Origin of the sequence: Methanolobus sp. WCC4 (assembly GCF_038022665.1) — an archaeon.
Taxonomy (GTDB): Archaea; Halobacteriota; Methanosarcinia; order Methanosarcinales; family Methanosarcinaceae; genus Methanolobus.
Window position 1 is genome coordinate 225,024 of sequence record NZ_CP150629.1, and the last position, 21,664, is coordinate 246,687.

At 45.6% G+C, this 21,664-nt stretch carries 27 protein-coding genes; 16 read left to right on the forward strand and 11 right to left on the reverse strand.

Going from position 1 to position 21,664, the window contains the following annotated elements; genetic code table 11:
• The first annotated feature begins 34 nt into the window (after positions 1-34).
• Genes V7O63_RS01145 through crcB (V7O63_RS01160) form a run of 4 tightly spaced genes read left to right on the forward strand, consistent with a single transcriptional unit; the run spans position 35 to position 2,262 of the window.
• Entirely contained in the window at positions 35-322 is a 288-nt protein-coding gene (locus V7O63_RS01145; RefSeq protein ID WP_340819383.1) for a ubiquitin-like small modifier protein 1, read from the forward strand.
• A complete protein-coding gene (locus V7O63_RS01150; RefSeq protein WP_340819384.1) occupies positions 323-1,531 on the forward strand; it encodes a molybdopterin molybdotransferase MoeA in 1,209 nt (402 codons plus the stop codon).
• Complete coding sequence (gene crcB / locus V7O63_RS01155; RefSeq protein ID WP_340819386.1) at positions 1,524-1,919, forward strand: fluoride efflux transporter CrcB; 396 nt, start codon at positions 1,524-1,526, stop codon at positions 1,917-1,919. The genes V7O63_RS01150 and crcB (V7O63_RS01155) overlap by 8 nt, the downstream gene beginning before the upstream one ends.
• Positions 1,909-2,262, forward strand: a complete 354-nt coding sequence (gene crcB / locus V7O63_RS01160; protein WP_340819387.1) for a fluoride efflux transporter CrcB — start codon at positions 1,909-1,911, stop codon at positions 2,260-2,262. The genes crcB (V7O63_RS01155) and crcB (V7O63_RS01160) overlap by 11 nt, the downstream gene beginning before the upstream one ends.
• Positions 2,263-2,297: 35 nt before the next feature.
• Here crcB (V7O63_RS01160) and V7O63_RS01165 read toward each other — a convergent pair whose 3' ends face one another.
• Both V7O63_RS01165 and V7O63_RS01170 read right to left on the reverse strand, forming a co-directional pair.
• A complete protein-coding gene (locus V7O63_RS01165) occupies positions 2,298-3,431 on the reverse strand; it encodes a cytochrome c biogenesis protein CcdA (protein WP_340819390.1) in 1,134 nt (377 codons plus the stop codon).
• A complete protein-coding gene (locus V7O63_RS01170; protein ID WP_340819392.1) occupies positions 3,394-3,846 on the reverse strand; it encodes a hypothetical protein in 453 nt (150 codons plus the stop codon). Before V7O63_RS01170 ends, V7O63_RS01165 begins: the two co-directional genes overlap by 38 nt.
• Before the next feature lie 148 nt (positions 3,847-3,994).
• Here V7O63_RS01170 and V7O63_RS01175 point away from each other — a divergent pair, with 148 nt between their 5' ends.
• Entirely contained in the window at positions 3,995-4,327 is a 333-nt protein-coding gene (locus tag V7O63_RS01175; protein WP_340819395.1) for a DUF190 domain-containing protein, read from the forward strand.
• A 5-nt stretch (positions 4,328-4,332) separates the two neighbouring features.
• On the opposite strand, the gene V7O63_RS01180 is transcribed toward V7O63_RS01175, so the two are convergent.
• From V7O63_RS01180 to V7O63_RS01190, 3 genes are all read right to left on the reverse strand, one after another.
• A complete protein-coding gene (locus tag V7O63_RS01180; protein ID WP_340819397.1) occupies positions 4,333-4,593 on the reverse strand; it encodes a YhbY family RNA-binding protein in 261 nt (86 codons plus the stop codon).
• A 159-nt stretch (positions 4,594-4,752) separates the two neighbouring features.
• A complete protein-coding gene (locus V7O63_RS01185) occupies positions 4,753-5,451 on the reverse strand; it encodes a recombinase RecA (RefSeq protein WP_340819398.1) in 699 nt (232 codons plus the stop codon).
• 176 nt (positions 5,452-5,627) lie between these two features.
• The gene (locus V7O63_RS01190) at positions 5,628-6,167 is read right to left on the reverse strand and encodes a molybdenum cofactor biosynthesis protein B (RefSeq protein ID WP_340819400.1); all 540 of its coding nucleotides are present in this window, start codon (positions 6,165-6,167) and stop codon (positions 5,628-5,630) included.
• A 47-nt stretch (positions 6,168-6,214) separates the two neighbouring features.
• Between V7O63_RS01190 and V7O63_RS01195 the strand changes: the two genes are divergently transcribed.
• The 5 genes from V7O63_RS01195 to V7O63_RS01215 all read left to right on the forward strand — a co-directional run bounded on the left by V7O63_RS01195 (position 6,215) and on the right by V7O63_RS01215 (position 10,722).
• Positions 6,215-7,279, forward strand: a complete 1,065-nt coding sequence (locus V7O63_RS01195; protein WP_340819402.1) for a DUF1786 family protein — start codon at positions 6,215-6,217, stop codon at positions 7,277-7,279.
• 192 nt (positions 7,280-7,471) lie between these two features.
• The gene (locus V7O63_RS01200) at positions 7,472-7,990 is read left to right on the forward strand and encodes a 50S ribosomal protein L16 (protein ID WP_340819404.1); all 519 of its coding nucleotides are present in this window, start codon (positions 7,472-7,474) and stop codon (positions 7,988-7,990) included.
• A gap of 26 nt (positions 7,991-8,016) precedes the next feature.
• Positions 8,017-8,625 (forward strand): translation initiation factor IF-2 subunit beta, encoded by a 609-nt coding sequence (locus tag V7O63_RS01205; RefSeq protein WP_340819406.1) that lies wholly within the window; start codon positions 8,017-8,019, stop codon positions 8,623-8,625.
• A 105-nt stretch (positions 8,626-8,730) separates the two neighbouring features.
• Positions 8,731-9,516 (forward strand): ATPase domain-containing protein, encoded by a 786-nt coding sequence (locus V7O63_RS01210; RefSeq protein ID WP_340819408.1) that lies wholly within the window; start codon positions 8,731-8,733, stop codon positions 9,514-9,516.
• 3 nt (positions 9,517-9,519) lie between these two features.
• The gene (locus V7O63_RS01215; protein WP_340819411.1) at positions 9,520-10,722 is read left to right on the forward strand and encodes a radical SAM protein; all 1,203 of its coding nucleotides are present in this window, start codon (positions 9,520-9,522) and stop codon (positions 10,720-10,722) included.
• A gap of 5 nt (positions 10,723-10,727) precedes the next feature.
• On the opposite strand, the gene V7O63_RS01220 is transcribed toward V7O63_RS01215, so the two are convergent.
• Complete coding sequence (locus tag V7O63_RS01220) at positions 10,728-11,165, reverse strand: hypothetical protein (protein ID WP_340819413.1); 438 nt, start codon at positions 11,163-11,165, stop codon at positions 10,728-10,730.
• A gap of 229 nt (positions 11,166-11,394) precedes the next feature.
• On the opposite strand from V7O63_RS01220, the gene V7O63_RS01225 reads away from it, so the two are divergent.
• The 3 genes from V7O63_RS01225 (at position 11,395) to V7O63_RS01235 (ending at position 14,806) form a co-directional block, all read left to right on the forward strand.
• Positions 11,395-11,877: a hypothetical protein gene (locus V7O63_RS01225; RefSeq protein ID WP_340819415.1), complete on the forward strand. Its 483-nt coding sequence runs from the start codon at positions 11,395-11,397 to the stop codon at positions 11,875-11,877.
• Positions 11,878-11,987: 110 nt separating this feature from the next.
• Positions 11,988-13,286 (forward strand): tryptophan--tRNA ligase, encoded by a 1,299-nt coding sequence (locus V7O63_RS01230; RefSeq protein WP_340819417.1) that lies wholly within the window; start codon positions 11,988-11,990, stop codon positions 13,284-13,286.
• 41 nt (positions 13,287-13,327) lie between these two features.
• Entirely contained in the window at positions 13,328-14,806 is a 1,479-nt protein-coding gene (locus V7O63_RS01235) for a phenylalanine--tRNA ligase subunit alpha (RefSeq protein ID WP_340819419.1), read from the forward strand.
• Positions 14,807-14,855: 49 nt separating this feature from the next.
• Here the strand turns inward: V7O63_RS01235 and V7O63_RS01240 are convergent, their stop codons facing one another.
• Positions 14,856-15,983 (reverse strand): DUF362 domain-containing protein, encoded by a 1,128-nt coding sequence (locus V7O63_RS01240; protein ID WP_340819421.1) that lies wholly within the window; start codon positions 15,981-15,983, stop codon positions 14,856-14,858.
• A gap of 211 nt (positions 15,984-16,194) precedes the next feature.
• On the opposite strand from V7O63_RS01240, the gene V7O63_RS01245 reads away from it, so the two are divergent.
• Together V7O63_RS01245 and V7O63_RS01250 are read left to right on the forward strand one after the other, a co-directional pair.
• On the forward strand, positions 16,195-16,770 hold the full coding sequence (locus V7O63_RS01245; protein WP_340819423.1) for a PEF-CTERM sorting domain-containing protein: 576 nt from the start codon (positions 16,195-16,197) through the stop codon (positions 16,768-16,770).
• A gap of 201 nt (positions 16,771-16,971) precedes the next feature.
• Positions 16,972-17,577: a PEF-CTERM sorting domain-containing protein gene (locus V7O63_RS01250; protein ID WP_340819424.1), complete on the forward strand. Its 606-nt coding sequence runs from the start codon at positions 16,972-16,974 to the stop codon at positions 17,575-17,577.
• A 32-nt stretch (positions 17,578-17,609) separates the two neighbouring features.
• Here the strand turns inward: V7O63_RS01250 and V7O63_RS01255 are convergent, their stop codons facing one another.
• From V7O63_RS01255 to larE, 4 genes are read right to left on the reverse strand one after another with little or no spacing between them, the layout of a single operon-like run.
• On the reverse strand, positions 17,610-18,356 hold the full coding sequence (locus V7O63_RS01255) for a DUF166 domain-containing protein (RefSeq protein ID WP_340819426.1): 747 nt from the start codon (positions 18,354-18,356) through the stop codon (positions 17,610-17,612).
• Between the two features lie 23 nt (positions 18,357-18,379).
• Positions 18,380-18,943, reverse strand: a complete 564-nt coding sequence (locus tag V7O63_RS01260; RefSeq protein ID WP_340819428.1) for a DUF531 domain-containing protein — start codon at positions 18,941-18,943, stop codon at positions 18,380-18,382.
• 5 nt (positions 18,944-18,948) lie between these two features.
• Positions 18,949-19,398: a GNAT family N-acetyltransferase gene (locus V7O63_RS01265; RefSeq protein ID WP_340819430.1), complete on the reverse strand. Its 450-nt coding sequence runs from the start codon at positions 19,396-19,398 to the stop codon at positions 18,949-18,951.
• A complete protein-coding gene (gene larE / locus V7O63_RS01270) occupies positions 19,395-20,195 on the reverse strand; it encodes an ATP-dependent sacrificial sulfur transferase LarE (RefSeq protein WP_340819432.1) in 801 nt (266 codons plus the stop codon). Before larE ends, V7O63_RS01265 begins: the two co-directional genes overlap by 4 nt.
• 100 nt (positions 20,196-20,295) lie before the next feature.
• Here larE and glmM point away from each other — a divergent pair, with 100 nt between their 5' ends.
• Entirely contained in the window at positions 20,296-21,636 is a 1,341-nt protein-coding gene (gene glmM / locus V7O63_RS01275; RefSeq protein WP_340819434.1) for a phosphoglucosamine mutase, read from the forward strand.
• Positions 21,637-21,664: the final 28 nt, after the last annotated feature.

Below are 21,664 nucleotides of genomic sequence, written 5' to 3' on the forward strand. Positions count from 1 at the left end.
GTTTTATAACATATACGTATGGAATATTGACCCCATGGCAAGTATTACTGTGAAGCTCTTTGCGAACCTGAGAGAGATCGCACAGACATCATCATTATCAATTACCGGCGACACTGTAAAGGACGTACTTCTTTCACTTACAGAACAGTATCCGCCACTAAAGGAACTAATATTTGAATCAGGGTCTGCCGATGAGTTGAGACTCTGTGGCTACATCAACGTTTTTCTTAACGGGAACAACATCAAGCATATGGAAGGACTGGATACGACCCTCAGCGATGACGACGAGATGGGAGTCTTCCCTCCGGTTTCCGGTGGCTAATTGAAGAAGGATGGAGAAGGAACGATGCTGTTCAGAGAACGTACCGATGTCGGAGAAGCGAAGGAGATATTCCTTGCTGAAATAAAGGGCATGGAAAGGACAGAACTTATCCCTGTTACCTCATCTATTGCCAGGGTACTCTCAGCAGGTATCTTTGCACCCCGTAATGTTCCTCATTACCGCCGCTCTGCAATGGATGGATTTGCAGTAAGGTCGGTCGACTTGATCGGTGCATCACCCACAAACCCGGTGATGTTACAGATATCAGATGATGTGATGGAAGGAACCTGCACTCCGGTGAACACAGGTGACTATGTACCGGATGAAGCTGATGCAGTGCTCATGATGGAGGACACCATATCCATCGGGGATATGATAGAGATCCGTGCACAGCTACACCCCGGGAAGAACGTGGGAGAGATCGGTGAGGACGTCAGGAAGAATGAGATCATATTCAACAAAGGGCATCTTCTCAGACCATGTGACATCGCCGTACTTGCATCCCTTGGAATAAGCGATGTAAAGGTCTATGCAAAACCTGTAGTTGCCGTGATCCCAACCGGGAACGACCTCCTGCCACTGCCAGGAGATGATGTACCACCACCGGGAAAGACACTGGATATCAACAGCCTCATGATAGGCGAATATGTTGAGAAATGGGGTGGAATTGCACGCTACTGTGACATCGTTCCCGAAGATGAAAAACTCATAGAGGACGCGGTCAAAGCCAATATTGATACGGACATGATAGTCGTATCAGGAGGAACTTCCGTCGGTGACAGGGACTATGTACCGGCGGTCGTTGAGAAACTGGGGACGAAACTCGTCCACGGAGTAGGGCTCAGTCCCGGGAAACCGACGGCACTGGGTATTGTCGAAGGTGTTCCTATCCTCTGCATGCCAGGATATCCGGCAGCAGGACTTGTGGCACTCTTTGCATTCGGCAAACCTGCACTCAGGAAGGCAGGAACGATCCCGGACATGCCGGATACCACAATAAAGGCACGCTTAAGTGGAAAGATCATGTCAAGGGAAGGATACGTCAGCTATGCAAGGGTCATCCTTGAAGGAGATATAGCACACCCACTGATGACAGCAGGTGCAGGTATATTGAGCTCAATTGCAAAATCCCATGGATTCGTGATCATTCCCGAGAACGTTGAAGGATACGAAGAAGGAAGCGAAGTGGACGTTGTTTTGATTGAGTGATGATCATAAGGACCGGGCCCTTGGACTTTTAACGATCGGAGCAGGCGGGTTCTGCGGGGCGATATCAAGATACCTTATAGCAGGCCAATTCGAACCTGCGCCCGGAACACTCGTGGTCAACGTCCTCGGTAGCATCCTGCTCGGTTTCCTTATGTACAATTCAGAATACCGGGGTTATGTATCCCCGAGAATCAGAATGTTCTTCGGCATCGGTTTCCTTGGTTCACTTACAACTTTTTCTACATTCACAGTACAGACATTCCAGATGCCCCTGGTCGAAGCTGGTTCCAACATCCTTGCAAACCTCACCCTCACCCTTGCCGGAGTGTTCGCCGGAAGAGGCATCGTCATATACCTGATGAAGAGGAGGGAAAGCAGTGGTCTCTGAAATAGCACTTGTGGGTGCCGGAGGTTTCATCGGGGCGATCCTCAGATACCTTGTATCCGGTGTGGTCCCGAAAGTGAATGAGATACCTGCGGGAACCCTTACAGTGAACTCCATTGGGAGCTTCATACTTGCGGCACTCACGTTCACTTCGGTTGAAGGTACGCTCAGGTTCTTCGTCAGCATCGGGATGCTTGGTTCCTTTACCACATTCTCGACCTTTGCATTTGAGAGCTTCAAGCTGCTTGAAGAAGGAGAGAACACCTATTTCCTTGCAAATATAGCGCTCAATGTGATCGTATGTCTTTGTGCGGCAGCACTGGCATATCATATATTTGTGCCATAAAATGAGAAAGTGATGGGTAAAAACCAACACGCCCCTCATATGACATTGAAATTAAGAAGTACTGCCAGTAATATCAGGATGATACCGGTTATCAGTCGGACTTCCACACGCCTTTTTTCCCTGAACTCGTTGACCTTCTTCGGGTCAAGACCAAACGCAAGCAGTGCTCCGAGTATCAGTATTGGAAGAATGACACCCAGATTATACAGACCCATGTAGAGAGCCCCCTCTATTATATTATCACCCGTTATGAGCATCTCAAGGATCATCAGGTAGACCGCACCCACACATGGGGCCTTCACGAGGGAAAATATACTGCCGCCAAAAAATGATATTACCACGACATTCCTCCCCTCCGCCTTTTCCATGAGATCCACAAAGGAACGGGGTGTTTTGAAAGAGGACTTCGAGTGCTTCCTGATGTAATAAGCATCATAAAGATGCCACAGACCAAGGAAAGCCACCAGCAGGACCATCAATGTCGTTATTATCTGCCGGATATCAGGGAAATAGCTGATCGTGTTCAATATCCCGAATCCCACGACCATATAGGTAACGAATATACCCGCACAGAATCCGATGACCAGCACAAGCATATCCCTGCGTGAGCCGCCCGAAGAAACGACCATGGAAGCAAGGAAGGCCATCACCGCAATAAGACAGGGGTTAAATCCGGCAAGAAGTCCTGCAATGAAAATGACAAAAGGAGTGGAATCATCCGTGACCAGGGATGATGAAGAAACCGGTTGTTCCTTTTCCGGACCAGTGGTGTCCTGAACAGGTGGTGCTGTCTCGATCGCTTTTGAGAGCATGGTCCCGAGCAATTCAGTGTTGCCGTCGTAGTCGGCATAAGCTATCACTATACTCTGATTCACAACTACAGCAGGGACAGTATTAACACCATACTGTTTAGCCAGAGATAAGGATGAAGTGATCTCAAGGGAAGACAGGACCGTGCCAGGATAACGAGAGACAACATCCTCTATAACAGGTGATGCCTTTGCACACTTGAGGCAGCCGTCCTCATAGAAATAGTCCACCGATACATTGCCAGCATGGGCTACACCTGTTGTGAGCAATGACAGCAATAAAGGGACCAATAGGATAATGAATATCCTGCCGGACTTCGGTTCAGTGGCAGGACGTGGATGAACAGGTCTTCTTGTCATATTCACTTTCTGAAACTTCCCCAGTACTTATCTCAAAGATCTCTCCATCACTGGCAGATACATATCCTTCTATCACATACAGGTCCTTCACACCTGAACAGTAGCAGGTACGCTCCATGATCTCGACCTTCCATATGCCTTCTTCCGATGTGCTGCCATCCGGGGATGAATCCACCAGTGTGGTAGCATTTACTCTCCGGTCAGGAACTTTGAAATACTGAGAATAATATTCTGATGCATTGGGGTTGCTCATCACTATACCTATCGCCTGTGAACCTGAAATGCTCGTGCTGGCATCCCCGGGGTCGAGAAGTACGTATGCCCCGGCCATACCTACAAAGACAACTACAACCAGCCCCGCAATTAGCATTGGTATGCGTTTATCCATGTCTCCCTTATCTCCCATATTTTCCATAAATAGTATGAATATCGTCTATGGTATAAATCTTGCTGATATAATCACGAAAAGAGCAATGTCTTTGCTATATATATCCACAGAACAAATGTAAGTATGCAAATATGTGCCCACCTACGTGATCGAACATACAAAGCAGGGGAAAAGTATGAGAACATTGCTTTTGAGGATATATCTTAGTGAGAATGATAAATACAAAGGTAAAACAGCGCATCATTCGGTTATCGAGTTCCTGAAGGATGAGGGGATAGCAGGAGCTACGGTGCACCATTGCATCGAAGGGTATGGGGTCCATCATAAGATACACACAGCAAGTGTTCTGCGACTTGGAACGGACCTGCCGGTCATCGTACAGGCCGTTGACAGGGAAGAAAAGATCAGAGAGCTTATCCCGAAACTCAAGGAAATGTTACCTACCGAACTTATGATAGTCCAGGAAGTCGAGGTTGTATCAGGAGAAGGGTTCAGGGAAGATGCCTGAACTTATCACCTGTAAAGCACTACTGTACTTCCCCTTACATCTATAAGGGTCGTTCTTGTTGCTTCTGCAAGCTTCTCTGCCGAGGTCTTGATATCCTCGCCTTCCGCACTTGTCTTCAGCATCTTCACTTTGACAAGCCTGTTAGCCTTGATCTGCTTTTTCAGTTCCTCAAGAACAGATTCTGTAATTCCATTCTTACCGATATTGATTATCGGCTTTATCTTTGAGGCGTCTTTCCTTAACTGATATATCTTTTCTTTTTCCATGATAGTTACTCCTGATAAATAGTCCTGTATAAATGCTTTATCAACGATAGTATAAAAATAGAGAGCTGAGCCACAGGAATAATATGGCTATAAACATGCTTTTGTAAACATACATTCAAGCATGCATTTGTAGCGAACCCTGTATGAGAACTGCAATCATTATGTTCTCTTAACGAAGATGTCCTTTCCATCGATATTGTATTCGAACCATGGAGTGGGTTTGGATGTCAGACCTACTACCCTTATGACATATGCATCCCCTGCTGCCTTTATCTCGATCATGCCATCGAAAAGCTGTTTCAACGTGGCTATTGTCTGAGCATCATGCATCTCATCCTCAACTACGTAAAGACCAAAACCATTAGCTGCCTTCACACGACCTGTGAATACATGAAGGAATCTGAATACGGTCTGTATGTTGGAGTACATAAGGATGGTCGACAGCGAGTTGATACAAAGATGGATCTTCTTCTTCTGCTTCTTTACAAGCATCTCTTCGAAGAACTGGCTTATCTTGACACCAATACCGGTAAGATCCACAGGACTTGATGCCCTTTTTATCTGGTCGGTATCAGCAGCACCCAGACCAAGGGTCTTGGTCACACAGTCAACTACACCGATATCTGCATTTGACATGTCCATCCCATTGTCTTCGAACCATCCAAGGATACGCTCCCCGGGTTCGCGCGTGGAAACCATGATAGCCGAATCATCAGGACTCTGGCTGTTGAAAATTATCGCGTCCAGAAGGTCATCTTTTCGGCTCATAGGCGGGCCTATAATCATCAGATTAGTGCCTTCCCGGATGCCGCCAAGCAGTTCATCCAGTTCCTTGATGCCTAAAGAGTACCCGGACATGTTTCCCTCTTCATTGGGATCGTATATAGGACTTGCCCCATATCATTATAATGACTATTGTTATGAGAATGCCTATACTAGTATGAACCCATACAATATATAATTATATACATATATAAGCGTGCCTTTTGGGCACATTCTAATTAAATAAAGTAGACTATATAAACCTTTTTTGGTTACTGCCTGGCATGCTTTACAAGATGACCGGTTTCAGGAAGTATTATCCCATCAAGTGCAAGTTCTACCGCTGAAGGGGAACCCGGAAGACAGCATATCACTTTACCCCTGAGCAGACCCGCTGCTGCTCTTGTGAGAATGACAGAAGTACCTATCTGAGCTATGCTCTTATGCCTGAATAATTCCCCGAATCCCGGGATATCCTTCTCGAACAATGGCTGAAGAGTCTCTATCGTAACGTCCTTTGAAGCAAGCCCTGTTCCTCCACTTGTAATGATCAGGTCAGCATCGGACTCTATTGCACGATGTACAGACCCTTTGATAAGGGATGCATCATCCGGGACCAGCTCATATTTAGATACAGTATGCCCCTTTGAAAGAACAAGGTCCCTCATGATCTTCCCTGATATGTCATCCGCCTCTTCGGGAGAGTCGATACTACCATGTTCCTCGAACCTGGAAGTCGATATCGTCACAAGATAGAATGAATAGACACCTGTTGCACCTTCCTTATGCTCTGTTGTTGATGGGCTGCTCATACGAAGTATTTATACTCTAATAAGTATAAGAACCACTCGATTCGAGTATGAGAACACTTGCTATAGATGTAGGTACCGGCACCCAGGACATACTCCTGTATGACACGGAAAAGGAAGTAGAGAACAGTCTTGTGATGGTGATGCCATCCCCTACGGTCATCATTGCAGGAAAAGTAAAGAAGGCAACAGAAGAAGGAAAGGATATTTTCCTGAAAGGTCATGTCATGGGAGGCGGACCATCTGTAAGAGCCATCAAGTCCCACCTGGATAGCGGCTACAAAGTGTATGCTACCGTAAATGCAGCCCTCACAATAAAGGACGATCTTGAGAGGGTCAGGTCCATGGGCATAAAGATATTAGATGATAGTGATGCAGCGCCTGAAGATGTAGAAGAGATAGTCCTGCAGGATATAGACCAGGATGCTATCAGAAGAGCACTTGAGAATTTCGGAGTGGAGATGCCAGGGAACATAGCAGTGGCAGTCCAGGACCATGGGAATTCACCTGACATCAGCAATCGGATCTACAGGTTCAGGATATTCGAGAGGTTCATAGATGATGGAGGAGACTTCAGTCGTTTCGCATACAAAAAAGAAAAGATACCGGAAGAGTTCACCAGGATGGCATCTGTGGCACGTAGCCTTGAAGACATGGATATCATTGTGATGGATACAGGTCCGGCAGCAATATTCGGTGCTTTGCTCGACCCACAGGCAGCCCAGCCTGCAATTGTGGTGAATATAGGAAACGGGCATACCCTCGCGGCGATAGTTAATGATAACAGGGTAGTAGCCCTTTTCGAGCATCACACATCTGCCCTTGACGGGGAGAAACTACAGCGATACATCGATGACTTTGCCAGCGGCCAACTTACTTTCGATGATATATTCAACGATGGAGGTCATGGATGCTACATTAAAGAGACACCGGGACATGATGCCATCAGATCCATAATGATCACAGGTCCACGACGTAATATCCTTCAGGACATGGACGAAGAGGATAAGGACGAAAGGATATGGAGTAAGCTCCATTTTGCTGCACCTTATGGGAACATGATGCTCTCAGGTTGTTATGGATTACTTGCACCGGAATTCAGGGATAGGACTTGAACCGGTGATAAGACTTATAAACTCCAAGGTAGTAGGAGGACAGCCATCGAGATAGATCCAAATTGTTGATAGCAACATCAACAAATACAAAAGATACATATCAATAAGGATACAGATCCAGATGCAAGATTCAGCGGCCATGGAAGATTGTGCCGCATTCATTACACTAATCGATTCAAGGAGATTTTATTCATGGTAAGAAAACCAGCAAGTATGTACAGGAACGTCAGACAACGCTCATACACCAGAAGGAAATACATGGGTGGTGTACCAGGTAGCCACGTCATTCACTACGACATGGGTAACAAGAGCGCTGAGTTCCCGGTAAAGATCACACTCGTGGTCACAGAGAGATGCCAGTTACGTCACACCGCACTTGAAGCAGCACGTATCACCGCCAACAGGGCAATGGTGAATGCTGCAGGTCGTGCAGGTTACCACATCAAGCTCAGAGTATACCCACACGAGGTACTCAGAGAGAACAAGCAGGCAACCGGAGCAGGTGCAGACCGTGTATCCAGTGGTATGCGTGGTGCATTCGGTAAGAACGTAGGAACCGCAGCAAGAGTTTCAGTAGGCCAGAAGATATTTACAATTTCCGTTAACAAAGAGCACTTTGGAGCTGCAAAGGAAGCACTCAGGAAAGCCGGCCAGAAACTGCCAACCCCTGTCAGGATCGTCGTTGACCAGGGAATGGAACTTGTGCAGTAGATACAAATTGACCAGAGGGATATAATATGGAAGATTACGAAGCGCTTCTTGATCGTGCGATAGCAAACTTACCTGATAAGGAGACTACGGATGCCCGTTTCGTGATCCCCGAACCCAAGATCATGGTGGAAGGTAAGACCACGATCCTTGACAATTTCAACAACATTGCGGATGTCCTTAACAGGGAACCGGACCATGTTATGAAATATCTGACCCGTGAAATGGGTACCGCCGGTAAGATAGACGGTTCCAGGGCAGTATTTCAGGGAAGGTTCTCAAAGGAACAGATCAGCTCGAATATCGAGGCATATGTTGAAGAATTCGTCATGTGTTCAGAATGTGAAAGACCTGACACACAACTTATGAAGATGGACAGGGTCCTTGTGCTGAAATGTGCAGCATGTGGAGCACACAGACCTGTAAAGAAGAGACGTGCCAGTGCACCTGTCAAACAGGACGCCATTGAAGAAGGCAAAGAATACGATGTTCGTATCGATGCTGTTGGTTCCAAGGGCGATGGAATTGCAAAGGTCGACAAGTACACCATCTTCGTACCGGGCGCTGCAAAGGGCGAAACCCTCAAGATAAGGATCAAGAGGATAAGCGGAACCCTTGCATTCGCCGAAAAGATCTGATGCCTGATACAGGTATCAAATCCTTCTTTTTTTCAAAAGCAATTATTAAATATTAATTAGCCATATTTATATTAAAATCTCGAAATTAATCACTCGAGGAAAGATATGGCACGAGTACCTACAGGAATACCCGGATTTGATGAACTTATAGAAGGCGGGTTCATTGAGAATGATGTGATCCTCCTGACAGGAGGACCCGGTGCAGGAAAGTCAACCTTTGGTTCACAGTACCTGTATTCAGGGATAATGGAACACAATGAACCAGGAGTCTACGTCACACTGGAAGAGACACCTGCGCGCATTATGAGAAATATGTGGAGACATGGTTGGGACATGGAACGTCTCATCAAAGAGGACAGGCTCCGCATAATAAGGGTTGACCCGATAGCATACGACAGGTACATCAAAAAGACCATGGAACCTGAGAAAGAAGGAGACCATGAGAACGCAACTCTGGAGACCGTGCTGAAACAGATATATGCAAGTATCAAAGAGATCGGTGCCAAACGTCTTTTCATTGATTCACTGACATCCCTTAAGATCTCACCAAACCCTGTTCATGTGAGACATATCATACTCGAGTTCATCAAGAATGTAGAGAGCTTTGATTGTACCACCCTAATCACAAGCGAGATCAATATGAATCCTGAGAATTTCAGCGTCGAAGAATACCTTGCCGAAGGAGTTATCTGCCTTCAGGTCAACAGGATTGGCGGAGAAAGGATCAGATCCCTTGAGATACTGAAAATGAGAGGCGTCAAGCACGACGAAGTGCTTCGTCCGTACATGATAACCGATAAGGGCATTGTTGTCTATTCATCCCACTCTGTCATCGGAAAGGAAGCTGATGTATTCTCCCCGGACAGAAGTCAGATCTTTGGGGAAAAATAGTAAATGAAAGCCGACAAAAAAGATTCATCCAATAAAGATATTACATTGGTCTCGATACCCGGACTCGCGATAAAGATGGACAAGAAGGGTGATTTTGTCCACCTGAAGGCACATGGACCTTTACGCAAAGCATGTGCCCCTTTTTTGAAAAGGATCAATGAAAGGCTGGAGGCAGAAAAACCTGCCTTTGTGGATGAGGATAAGGTAATCGCATCCACGTGGCTGCCACCCATCCCGAGCAAAGCTTTCAACAGATTGCTGCTGGCCGAGACACAGATAGCACTTGGAAGGTACATCCCGGAAACCGTTTCCTTTGAGATCACACGCAACTGTAAATGCAATTGCGAACACTGCGTTGTCAGCGAGGGAGAGGGTGACCTTGACCTTGACATCATCAAACAGGCTATAGATGATGTTCTTGATATGGGTGCAATGGTCATTGTCTTCACAGAGGGCGACCCAATGCTCAGAGAGGAGATCTACGAGCTCATAGACTATGTGGACAAGGAGCGTGCCATTGTTAATATGTACACCCCGGGAACCGAGATGACACCTGATAATGCAAGGCGTCTCAAGGAAGCCGGACTGCACAACCTTCTTATCAGCATTTATTCCACTAATCCTGAAAAGCACGATGAGGTACGTCGTCTTGAAGGAGCCTATGAGATGGCCACAGGTGCCATGAGAATGGGACTTGAGGCAGGATTGCTTGTCACAATGACAACACATGTATCACCGAAGAATATCGATGAACTGCCTGCAATGTACGAACTTGCAAAGGACATAGGTGTTCACGAATTCTCACTCTGGGAATCCGTTCCCAAGAAGAAAGGCGACCGGATAATCACCGACGATGACAGGCATAAAGTGCTTGAGATGTACCACCGCATCAATTCGACCAAAGGCGGACCACGCATCTTTGCCAACACTTATTTTGAAGGAGAGATGCTGGGATGCATGGCAGGACAGCGCTGGCTGAGCGTCTGCGTAGACGGTCTTGTAAAACCATGTTGCTACATCCCATTCCACTACGGGAATATACAGGACAGTTCCATAAAGGACATCTGGAGCAAGATCCGCAAGGACAGGCATTTCAGAGGGCAGAGAAACAGGTGCCTTATGCAGGAACAGGAATATCTGGAACTTGTGGACAAGATACCCGAGGGTGCTTCAAAGCCATATGATATTGAGAAGATAGAATCCTGACCTTCTTATTCTTCTTTTAACTGCTGGCAGCTGTCTGCATCAAGACTTTCCAGCAACTTTTTATTCTGCCAGTAAAATCCCAGCATCACAACAGTCACTACAATGATCATTGAACTGATATTTGAAAAGATATCTGGCCAGACATACCGCGATACCAGAATCAGAAGAATACCAAAGAACCACATCAGGGCCGAGTTGATCATTGCAGCTTTATTGGGACCATATTTCGCATTCCAGCGATGAAGCAGCTTCCATCCTGTAAAATAATCGATGGGTTTCAATGGTTCAGTGTTTTTGGAGTCACCCATGAAACGCTTCATCTTTTCTTTGTTGATACCCTGGACCTTCCTGTATTTTCCAACAGAGAACATTGCAGTAAGTAGAAAAGCGATGTAGCCATATTGCCAGGGAAGAACTATCAACAGGACCAATGAAATGAACATCATCGTACCTACGACCGCAGGAAGGTAGCTTTCCCCAATTTACGTGCAGAATATAGATTATATACCGTCACTGAACCAAAGAACAGTGCCCCGAAATAAAAGAAAGTTATGTTCATTTATATTTCCCCTGGAAATTCTAATACCATATTGCAAATTGGCCTGTTAGCACAAATATTTAGTAGATATGTGATAATTTTTATATAGATGTGGCGATGAAACAGGCATACAAATGAAAGAAGAATTGTCCGAAAACAAAAAAACAGATCACCTGGAGAAATTGGATGAGTGTATCAAAGATCCAAAGTATGCAATTATCCCAATATCGGGCATACCACTCATATTATCATTAACAGGAATTATTTTTGAACCTTTCTTCATACTGATATTCCTTTTTGTTGCCCCTTTCACATTACTCTTTTATGCAGCCTATACTGGAAACAAAATAACCTCTGCAATATTAGGCCTATTAATGTTCCCACTCATATTCTTTTATACTAATATACTGACGGCAATTATAGATTCACGCTTTGAAAGGCTTACAGATTATTCACAATGGGAGCAAATATGGCACACTATAAGCTATTTTTGGATATATTTGAGTGCTTCAGCTCTTGTCGGATTTTTAGCTGCTCATAGAAAACCAATTTACATCGCCACTGCAGTGTTTATATTTATTGCCGGACTTCTGGAGTTTGTCAAATTTATCGACTAGTTCATTAGCGCAATAAGAACATTTACATATCACAACGTATTCTTACTAACAATTTCAAGTGCCAGACACTAATAAGAAAATCCTATGAACCGAGGAGCAAGAGGCAATATATGAACATGAAGATCGACCCCTGGAGCGCATTGAACATTGACGACTATTCCAAGTTATTCGATGAATTCGGAATACTTCCATTTGACGATATGCTCGGGGAGATCGAGAACCCTCATAAGTTCATGAACCGTAAGATAATCTTTGGACACCGCAGTTATGACCTGATCACAGATGCCATGAAGAACAACAAACCGTTCTCCGTCATGAGCGGATTCATGCCCTCAGGTAAGATCCACCTCGGACACAAGATGGTAATGGAAGAGATTATCTGGCACCAGCAACAGGGTGCTGATGCCTTTGTAGGGATCGCTGACAGGGAGTCACATTCCGTCAGGGGCATGTCATGGGAAATGTGCAGGGACATCGGGATCAATGAATACATAATATCACTCATTGCCCTTGGTTTCGAGCCGGATGGGCATATCTACTTCCAGTCCGGTTCAGAGCAGGTCAAAGACCTTGCATTCGAACTTGCTTCAAAGGCAAATTACTCAGAACTCAGTGCGATCTACGGATTCACAGGTGAAACGAACGTTGCACACATGCTGAGCGCAGTGACGCAGAGTGCGGACATACTTCATCCACAGCTTGAAGAGTACGGTGGACCCAAGCCAACAGTGATACCTGTTGGTGCAGACCAGGACCCACACATCCGCCTTACAAGAGGACTTGGACATAAGATGAACATGTTCAAGATCGAAGGCAGGGAAGACAAGAAAGGAAACAAATATTTCAGCGTCCGCAGCAAGGGTGCTCCCGAGGAAGCCCTGAAGGAACTGAGCCAGCGTATTCCCGGAAAGACGAAGCTCTTCGAAGGACACGTCGATGTGTTCAGTGCTGATAACTTCGACATGCTATTGAATACGGTCAGAGAGGTCGAGCTGGAATTCAATGGATATGCATTCGTACCACCTTCATCTACATATCATAGATTCATGTCAGGACTGCAGGGCGGGAAGATGTCAAGCAGTGTACCTGAGAGTTATATCTCGCTCACTGAGGACCCCATGGGTGCTGCAAAGAAGGTCAAGAGAGCAAAGACCGGCGGCAGGATGACCCTTGACGAACAGAAGAAACTTGGCGGTGAACCTGACAAGTGTTCTGTCTATGAGATGTTCCTGTTCCATCTTGTCGATGATGACGAGGAACTGGCACAGATATTCACCGAATGCCGCGAAGGAACAAGAATGTGCGGGCACTGTAAGGCCCTCGCAGCCGAAAGGACAGAGAAGTTCCTCAAAGAGCATCAGGAACTGCGTGAAGTGGCAAAGGACAGACTTGAAGAGTACGGATTATAAGTATCTAAGTAGCAATAACACAGGCAATAACAGGTGTGATCATGAGCTCCCAATATAACCTTACATCCAATGAGAAGAACACACTCATCGCATTGGAGGCACTAAATGATGCAAGCCCGAACGAGCTGGCTGAGAAAGCAGAGATGAAGATGGAAACTGCAATGCAGGCTGCTTTCCTGCTTGAGGAGAAAGGACTTGCACAGGTAGAGGAAACCGTGACCGAGATATTCGAGCTCACGGACGAAGGAAAGAAGTATGCTGACGAAGGCCTGCCTGAAAGGCAGATCATCAATGCTATTTCCGGCCCTACCTCAATGGATGAACTAAAGGAGAAGTTCAACCCTGCAGTTGCAGGCATAGCAACCGGGTGGCTACGCCGCAAAGGATGGGCAGGTATCGAGAAAGGAATGATAGTTCCATCAGGCAATGCTGAAAAAGGTGCGGATGAACAGACCCTGGAATCATTTGCAGGAGAACAGAAGACATTCGATGAACTGGGAGCAGACAGGAATGTCGTAAATGACCTGATCAAACGTAAGCTTGTGACAAAGACTGAGGACAAGCATAGAAGTATCAAGATCACAACCGAAGGCAAAGGTCTGGTAGCTGCAGGAATTTCCGTTGAAGAGGAAGTCGCACAGGTGACATCCAGCCTCCTGAAGAGTGGTGAATGGAAGAACAAGAATTTCAGACCATACAACATCCACACAGAACCAAAACCAATATACGGAGCAAAGATACACCCGTACCAGCGCCTCATCGATGAGATGAGAAGAATATTCCTTGACATGGGTTTCACCGAGATCAAGGGCGAGGCGGTTCAAAGCTCATTCTGGAACTTCGATTCACTTTTCCAGCCACAGGATCACCCTGCAAGAGAGATGCAGGACACATTCCACCTCTCAAGTACATCGGAACTCCCTGTGGAATATAAGGATAAGGTCTGTGCAGCCCACGAGAATGGTGGCGACACAGGATCCACAGGCTGGGGCGGAAAATGGAGTGAAGAGATTGCCTGTAAGGATGTACTGAGAACGCATACTACGGCATTGACGATAAAATATCTCGCAGACAACCCCGAGCCACCTATTAAGGCATTCTCCATCGACAGGGCATACCGCAGGGAGACCATTGACCCGACGCATACACCTGAGTTCGAACAGCTCGAGGGTGTTGTCATGGACAAGGATATGTCATTCTCAAATCTCCTGGGATGCCTCTCTGAGTTCTATCACAGGATGGGATTCGAGGATGTACGTTTCAGACCGGGATACTTCCCATACACAGAACCAAGTGTAGAACCCGAAGTCTATGTTGACGGACTTGGATGGGTCGAGCTTGGAGGAGCAGGAGTATTCAGGAAAGAGGTCACACACCCACTGGGTATCAAGTACCCTGTACTTGCATGGGGACTTGGTGTAAGCCGTCTTGCAATGCTCAAACTCGGACTCAAGGACCTGCGTCAGTTGTATCACTCTGATATCGACTGGCTCCGCAAGAGCGAGGTATGTCAGCTTTAAGCTGGCATACAACATTATTTTCATTTTTCTTTTCAGTACTACATATTTCCTATCTTCTGCCAGTAGTAATTATTTTGGCCAGCAATGACATGTCGATGTCCACCGCATCCTCAGGGCATAGTTCCCTGCAGCAATAACACAGGATACATTTGTCCCGGTCTATCTCAAGATGATCGCCCACTTCTTCTATAGCATGGACTGAACAGTTCATGGCACATGCACCACAAAGGATACATCTGGAAGTATCGATCATCGGCCGCATTTCAAAATACCTGCCAAAGAATCGGGTCACAAAAGGAGGAGCATTGAACATAATCCCCCCACTTGATGGCTTATATTTAACCGTTACAGAATCCGGGTCAACTCCTTCAACATGCGGCTTTTTCTCCCCGAATCCCCGTTCCAGAGCAGCTACTGTGGTAGGCACTTTCAGCGGGTCAATACCCATTATACCCGAAGCAACAACATCAAGAGAAACGGCATCATACGAAGCCATGATTACACCTGTCCTTACAGGAGTCCCGTGTGAAGGTCCGTTACCTTCCATACCGACAACTCCATCCATTACCGCGAGATGGGGTTTCGCGACCGAATACAGATCAATGACAGCTTCACCGAATAGCTTTCGGTCAGCCAGTAGATGTATTTCCTTGCGGGTCCTGAGAGGCAAGGCGCCGAACATGTTCTTGACAGCACCCGTATAGTATGTCAGTTCATGGGTCTTTATCTTCGGAAGAGAGATTATGACATCTGCTTCAAGCACAGCTTTTGAGATATGCATTTTCGGAAAATGAAAGGCATCAGGAACCTCAACTTCAACATATCCTGCTGTCTGGAAATTGATGAGCTCTGCATCATGTATCTTCGCTACCTCCTCGATGCCCGATATTCTGAAAGCTTCAGCAGTTGCACCCGGATGGGTCATACCTGCACCATCTCCGATTAATGGGATTCCTCCGGCATCCTTCACAAGTTCACACATTGCAGCAACGATAGATGGATGGGTTGTTACAGCATCTTCGGGTTTGCGGGCTGCGAGGATGTTGGGTTTGAGGAGTACTCGGTCACCTTCTGAGATTATGGATGAGAAGGTACCAATGAAAGAGAGCGATTTTGCAACACATTCATAGGATTCGGAATAGTCATCACATCTTATAATGGAAACCTTGTTACCCATGTTAGAACATAAGGCAATTTGATTAAAATAAGTATTGAAGAGGCAACTTCAATTAATCTTTAAAATAAGACATAATATATCATCATCATGACTATGATAACATTAAGTACTATTTGGACATGTTTAAATACTAAGAAATAGAGAAGAATTAATAAGAGAGAAAGGTATTAACCGTACCAATATACAAAACTAAAAAAAGTGGTGGTACACTATGAAAATAGGACTTATAATAATGCTTTTACTGACGTTGTTCATACCGTTAGCAGGAGCAACAGTAGGTTCAGACATCCCTACCTATTCAGATTGCGATAATGTCATAATCAAAAACGTAGGAAGCGCAGCAAGCGAAATTGGCGATTACAATGACTATAAGGGTACTTTATATTCATCATTCTATAAACTGGGAGATCGTGATGAATGGAACGGTCTCGATGGCTGGGAACAGGTAGGAGACAGTAACGAATATACACGTTCAATTGTAACAGATGGAAACCTGATAACTATCACTGCATACTATGACCCTGATGAAGAAGAATTCTACTCCTTTGACTGGACATCAACCTGTCCCCTTGGTGTTGTACTGGTAAAAGCAGGCAATTGCTACAATATATATGATTACGATGAAGCAACATCAGGCACTGGATTAATTGCAGTTTCCGGGATAGGCATCAGCCATACTACATTTGGATGGTACACATGCGGCGGCATACCTGAATTCCCAAGCATTGCATTTCCAATAGCTGCAATAATCGGACTTGCATTCATTTTCCAGCGTAAAAAGGAGTGAACTTACTCCTTTGATATTTCTTTTTTAGTTAAAATTAATTAACTTTCATTATCTAGAAATATGGTCAAACTTATCTAATCGAAATATATCATTATGATTATGATGATGACATTTTAAATTCATTGGCAAAGTATAAGAAGAAAGAGAAGAGATATACAGTTACTATTAAAAAACCTAAACATCTTAGTGGATGGTGGTAACGTGAAAAGAACAATACTAACAATACTAATAGGAATCAGCATGCTGCTATCGGTAGGGGCAGCAAGTGCAGTAACCACATATGATTGTGGAACGTGGCTGTATTCTGATACAGATGCACAATCTATTGCTACATTCTATGTAACATGTGATGATGGGAATGTGACCGTAAGTCTACCTGAAACTTCAGAAATTACGAGGACAAATCTGAAGGAAATAACTGTAAGTCCAGCTCCTTCTAGTGTAATAGACGAGCTAGGAAGAACATGGCCTATGGGGAATGATGTAGGTCCATATTCCTCGTCGGCATACTTCCCAGTTGGCTTTGTAAACTACACATCGCCGGATAAATCCACCCCGGTCTCAAAAGTATATCTTAACTACGACGAGTGCCCTGACATTACCATTGCAATTCATGGCAGTTGGAGTAATGTAGACACAGCATCAGACAATCCTGACTCGACATGGGTATACAATTCATGTGAGGGGGACGACAATGGCGGCGGCGGCACCGGCGGTGAAGAAACAATACCAGAATTCCCAACCATTGCACTTCCAATTGCAGCAATAATCGGACTGGCATTCTACTTCCAGCGCAGAAAGGAGTAAATTAAAACTCCTTTTTAATTTCTTTTTTAAAATCAGTTCTCTTCCATTGCATCTTCAACGCTTTTTCGGATGATATATCCGGCCTCATGCAGAATGGTATCGCCGATCTGTGCGTCCTTTTCCATGCTTGCGGTACATGGATATGAGTGATGAGCACCTGATATAGTCTCTTTATAGTCATTGATATCAGACCATTTCAATTTCTTGGCAACGAACCACGTTGCACCGCATGGAGCATCCCTGAGGACTTCAACGTGAGTGAATAGCCCGTTCACAGGGTCGGTCTCGATCTTCAGCAATGGACGACCGAATCCCATTCCTACGAACTCATCTATGACAGGTTTTCCTGTAAGGTCAAGAGAACAGAATGGTTTTGGACATTCACATTCAACACCCATAGATTCAAGCTTACCCTTTACCTGTTCAGTGAGGCCTGCCGGTACAAGGCGGGAATCATCCACAGGTATGATAACAGCCTTTGCATTTGACATCTCTGCGATCTCCGGCACGGACATCAGCAGATCAGGATGCAGCTCGATGGCAATGATAAGGTCGGCCAGAGGCAGGTTGTCAGGAATATACTCTGTTGTATCCTCTACAAAATCAGGAAGATCGGTTCGCAGTTCAAAAAGACCTACGATCATTGGTGCAAACCCTGCCCTTGACTCACGACAATGGTCACAGAGGTCACCACATGATACGCAGAAACTGTCCGAATTGACGAGATTTCCAACAACTTTCCTTCCAAAGTCCCCTGAATAAAAGATGCTCAGACGCATGCTATGTAGTATACATTTGATACTTAATAAGTTTCCCTGCTCTTTTTCCCAGAAGTGCCGGAATTTCGGGTGTTCACTATACCCATGATATAGGAAGGTATGCAACCTATGGCAGTGCACGTTTCAAGGGAGACACCCTGAGAAGTAATGTCAAGATGATGTCTCGCAAGGCCAAAGAGGTCCTTAGGCAAACCTTTGCGACCAAGTCCTACAAGCACCAGAAAAGACCTGTTATTGAGGATCTCATCCGCAAGTGCCTCAGGAGTGATGGAGAATTTCTTTTCCGGTTTGGATGTTGTCACAACCACTGAACCGAGCTGTGGCTGGAAACCTTTCTTTGGGAGGTCGAAAACGAAAAGATGACGCTTTTCATGCAGCATTCTAAGATACTTTCCTGACTCACCTATTGTCGTCTTGTCAGCAACGTATTCCACAAGCTCATCAGCATCCATTTTGAAAGGAAAATCATAAAGAGCAAGAGAGAAACCGTATGCATAACATATGGGTGCAGCCCTTGCTATTGCCCTGTAATGAGCATCCAGCACTTTTATCTTATCATATGTGTTCACAATACCTAAAGTCAGCATCCATATCACCTTCTCTTATCCTTTATATCCAGACGTAGTGCCGTTTGTCTGCAATTATTGAGCCTGCCACAATCCGCACAATCATCCCATATCTCTGCCTTTTTGGAATCATCCAGATGAACAAAACCAGTCTTTTCAAAGAATACAGGCTCCGTGGTCCTTGCAAAAAGGATAGCATCAGCATCCAATTCAGAAACCATGGAATCGATCAACAATGATTCAATCCCCTTAGAACGATGCTCAGGATATACAGCCATGGAATGAACCTCAGGGAACTTGCCGATCTCCAGACATGCAGCTCCCACTATCCTGTCACCAACTATCGCAACAAAGAAATCCTCTACTGAAAGACCCTCTACGTCAAAAGAACAAGTTGACATCAGGACCTCGATGGCATCCTCATCCTGAAGCCCTGCCCTTCGTATCCTTACATCCTTGCAGGGATCAGGGGTCATAACACCTCATCCATGCTGCCGCTTCTGAAGCCTTCCAGATCCAATGTCACATAGGAAAAACCTGCTTCCTTCAGATAAGAGACAATGGTCTCCCTCATGTCAAGCAATTCAGAAAATCGATCAAGTGGGATCTCTATACGTGCGATCCCCTTATGGTCCCTCACCCGCAACTCCTGAAAACCCAATTCTATCAGGAAATCCTCTGCCAGCTCCACCCTTTTAAGACCTTTCTCTGTCAGTTGATCACCATATGGGAATCGTGAGGCCAGACAGGGAGATGGGGTCTTGTCCGCAACTGACAAACCAAGCTCTCTTGCGATCTGACGGATCTCATCCTTTGTTACATTGAACTCCAGAAATGGAGAGTAGATCTTATCACCGGCTTCTTCAAGGGCTTTTTTTCCCGGCCTGTATGCAGAGGAATCAGAAGCATTGCTTCCTTCAATTATCACATTGGATCCAAGCTCTCTCCTCAGGGAATCAAGAACCCCTATGATCTCCTTCTTACAATGATAACAGCGTTCAGGATTGTTCTCAGCTATCAGAGGGAACTGGAGTTCATCCAGATAGATGACCTTGTGTCTGATACCTATTTCCTGTGCTACTTCCTTTGCACATTCCAGCTCCCTTTCGGGAAAAGAGCGGTTCTTTATCGTAACAGCAACAGCATTATCCCCAAGGACCTCATACGCAATTCTGGCGAGGGTAGAACTGTCCACTCCACCTGAAAATGCAATTACTACACTTTCCTTTTCAGATATACCGTTTTTCAATAATTCCAGTTTTTCAGCAAACATTTGTTGACAATACGTGGAATGTCCTATTAAGCATATCCTCACAAAAATAAAATAGGATCTTAACGTATACATGCAATACTTTTGATTTTGGTGATAATAGATGGCATTCTTTGGAACTAATGGCGTAAGGGGAATAGCGAACGAATACATAACTCCGCAACTGGCGATCGATGTTGCAAGAAGCCTTGGAACGTATATGGGTTCAAAAGGCGTGGTTGCTATCGGCAGGGATACAAGGGCTTCAGGCGAGATGCTGAAATCCGCAGCTATTGCAGGTGCACTTTCAGCAGGGCTTACGGTAATCGATGTAGGGATATGCCCAACACCTTCCGTACAGTACTACGTTAAAGAACATGCAGATGCAGGGATCGTTGTTACGGCATCCCACAACCCGAGGGAATATAATGGGATCAAGCTCATTGCAGGGGACGGCAGTGAGATGTCACGCGAAGGAGAACGGGAGATAGAGAAGATATACTACTCCAAAGAGTTCAGCGCTGCTTCATGGGAAAAAACAGGAGACCTGCGCCACGACAGCAATGCCAATGAATTCTACATTAAAGGAATAATCAATTCAGTTGACAATGAACTGATCCGTGAGAAGAGATTCAAGGTTGTTGTGGATACCGGATGCGGAGCAGGTTCTGTCACGTTGCCATTCCTCCTCCAGAGACTCGGATGTGAGGTAATCACCATCAACGGACAGGTAGATGGGACATTCCCATGGAGGAATCCTGAACCAACACCAGATGTACTTACAGAGCTTGCTGATATTGTAAGGAAATCTGGCGCATGTATGGGTGTGGCACAGGATGGAGATGCGGACCGTGCGGTCTTCTTTGATGAGAACGGAGAGTTCATCGAGGAAGAGATACAGCTTGCAATGATGGCAAAGTACGTGCTTGCAAGGAAGAAGGGACCTATAGTCACGCCTGTAAGTTCCTCCTCACGCATGCTTGATGTTGCAAAGGAAGCAGGCGTTGACCTTGAATGGACCGCAGTAGGGTCAATTAACGTGGCACGTAAGATGATGGAGATCGATGCCGTGTTCGGTGGAGAGGGCAATGGTGGACTGATCTTCCCTGAACACCAGTACTGCCGTGACGGTGCAATGGCATGTGCAAAGTTCATTGAGATCATCGCAAACGGACAGAAACTGTCAGAGCTTGCACAGAGCGTGCCTGAATATTTCAACTCAAAGACAAAGGTCAGGGCAGAAGACCTTCCGGGAACCATGGAGAAGGTAAAGGAAGTAGTCCTCTCAAAGGACAATGAGGTCGACACCACAGATGGAGTGAAGATCTGGTATGATGACGGATGGGTGCTTATCAGACCTTCCGGAACCGAACCCATTATCAGGATATTTGCAGAATCTAAGACAAAGGAAAGAGCAGACGCATTGATGAACGAAGGTGTCGAGCTGGTTAACAGTTCAAAATAACCAGAATGATCGCCCTTCCCGGGCCATC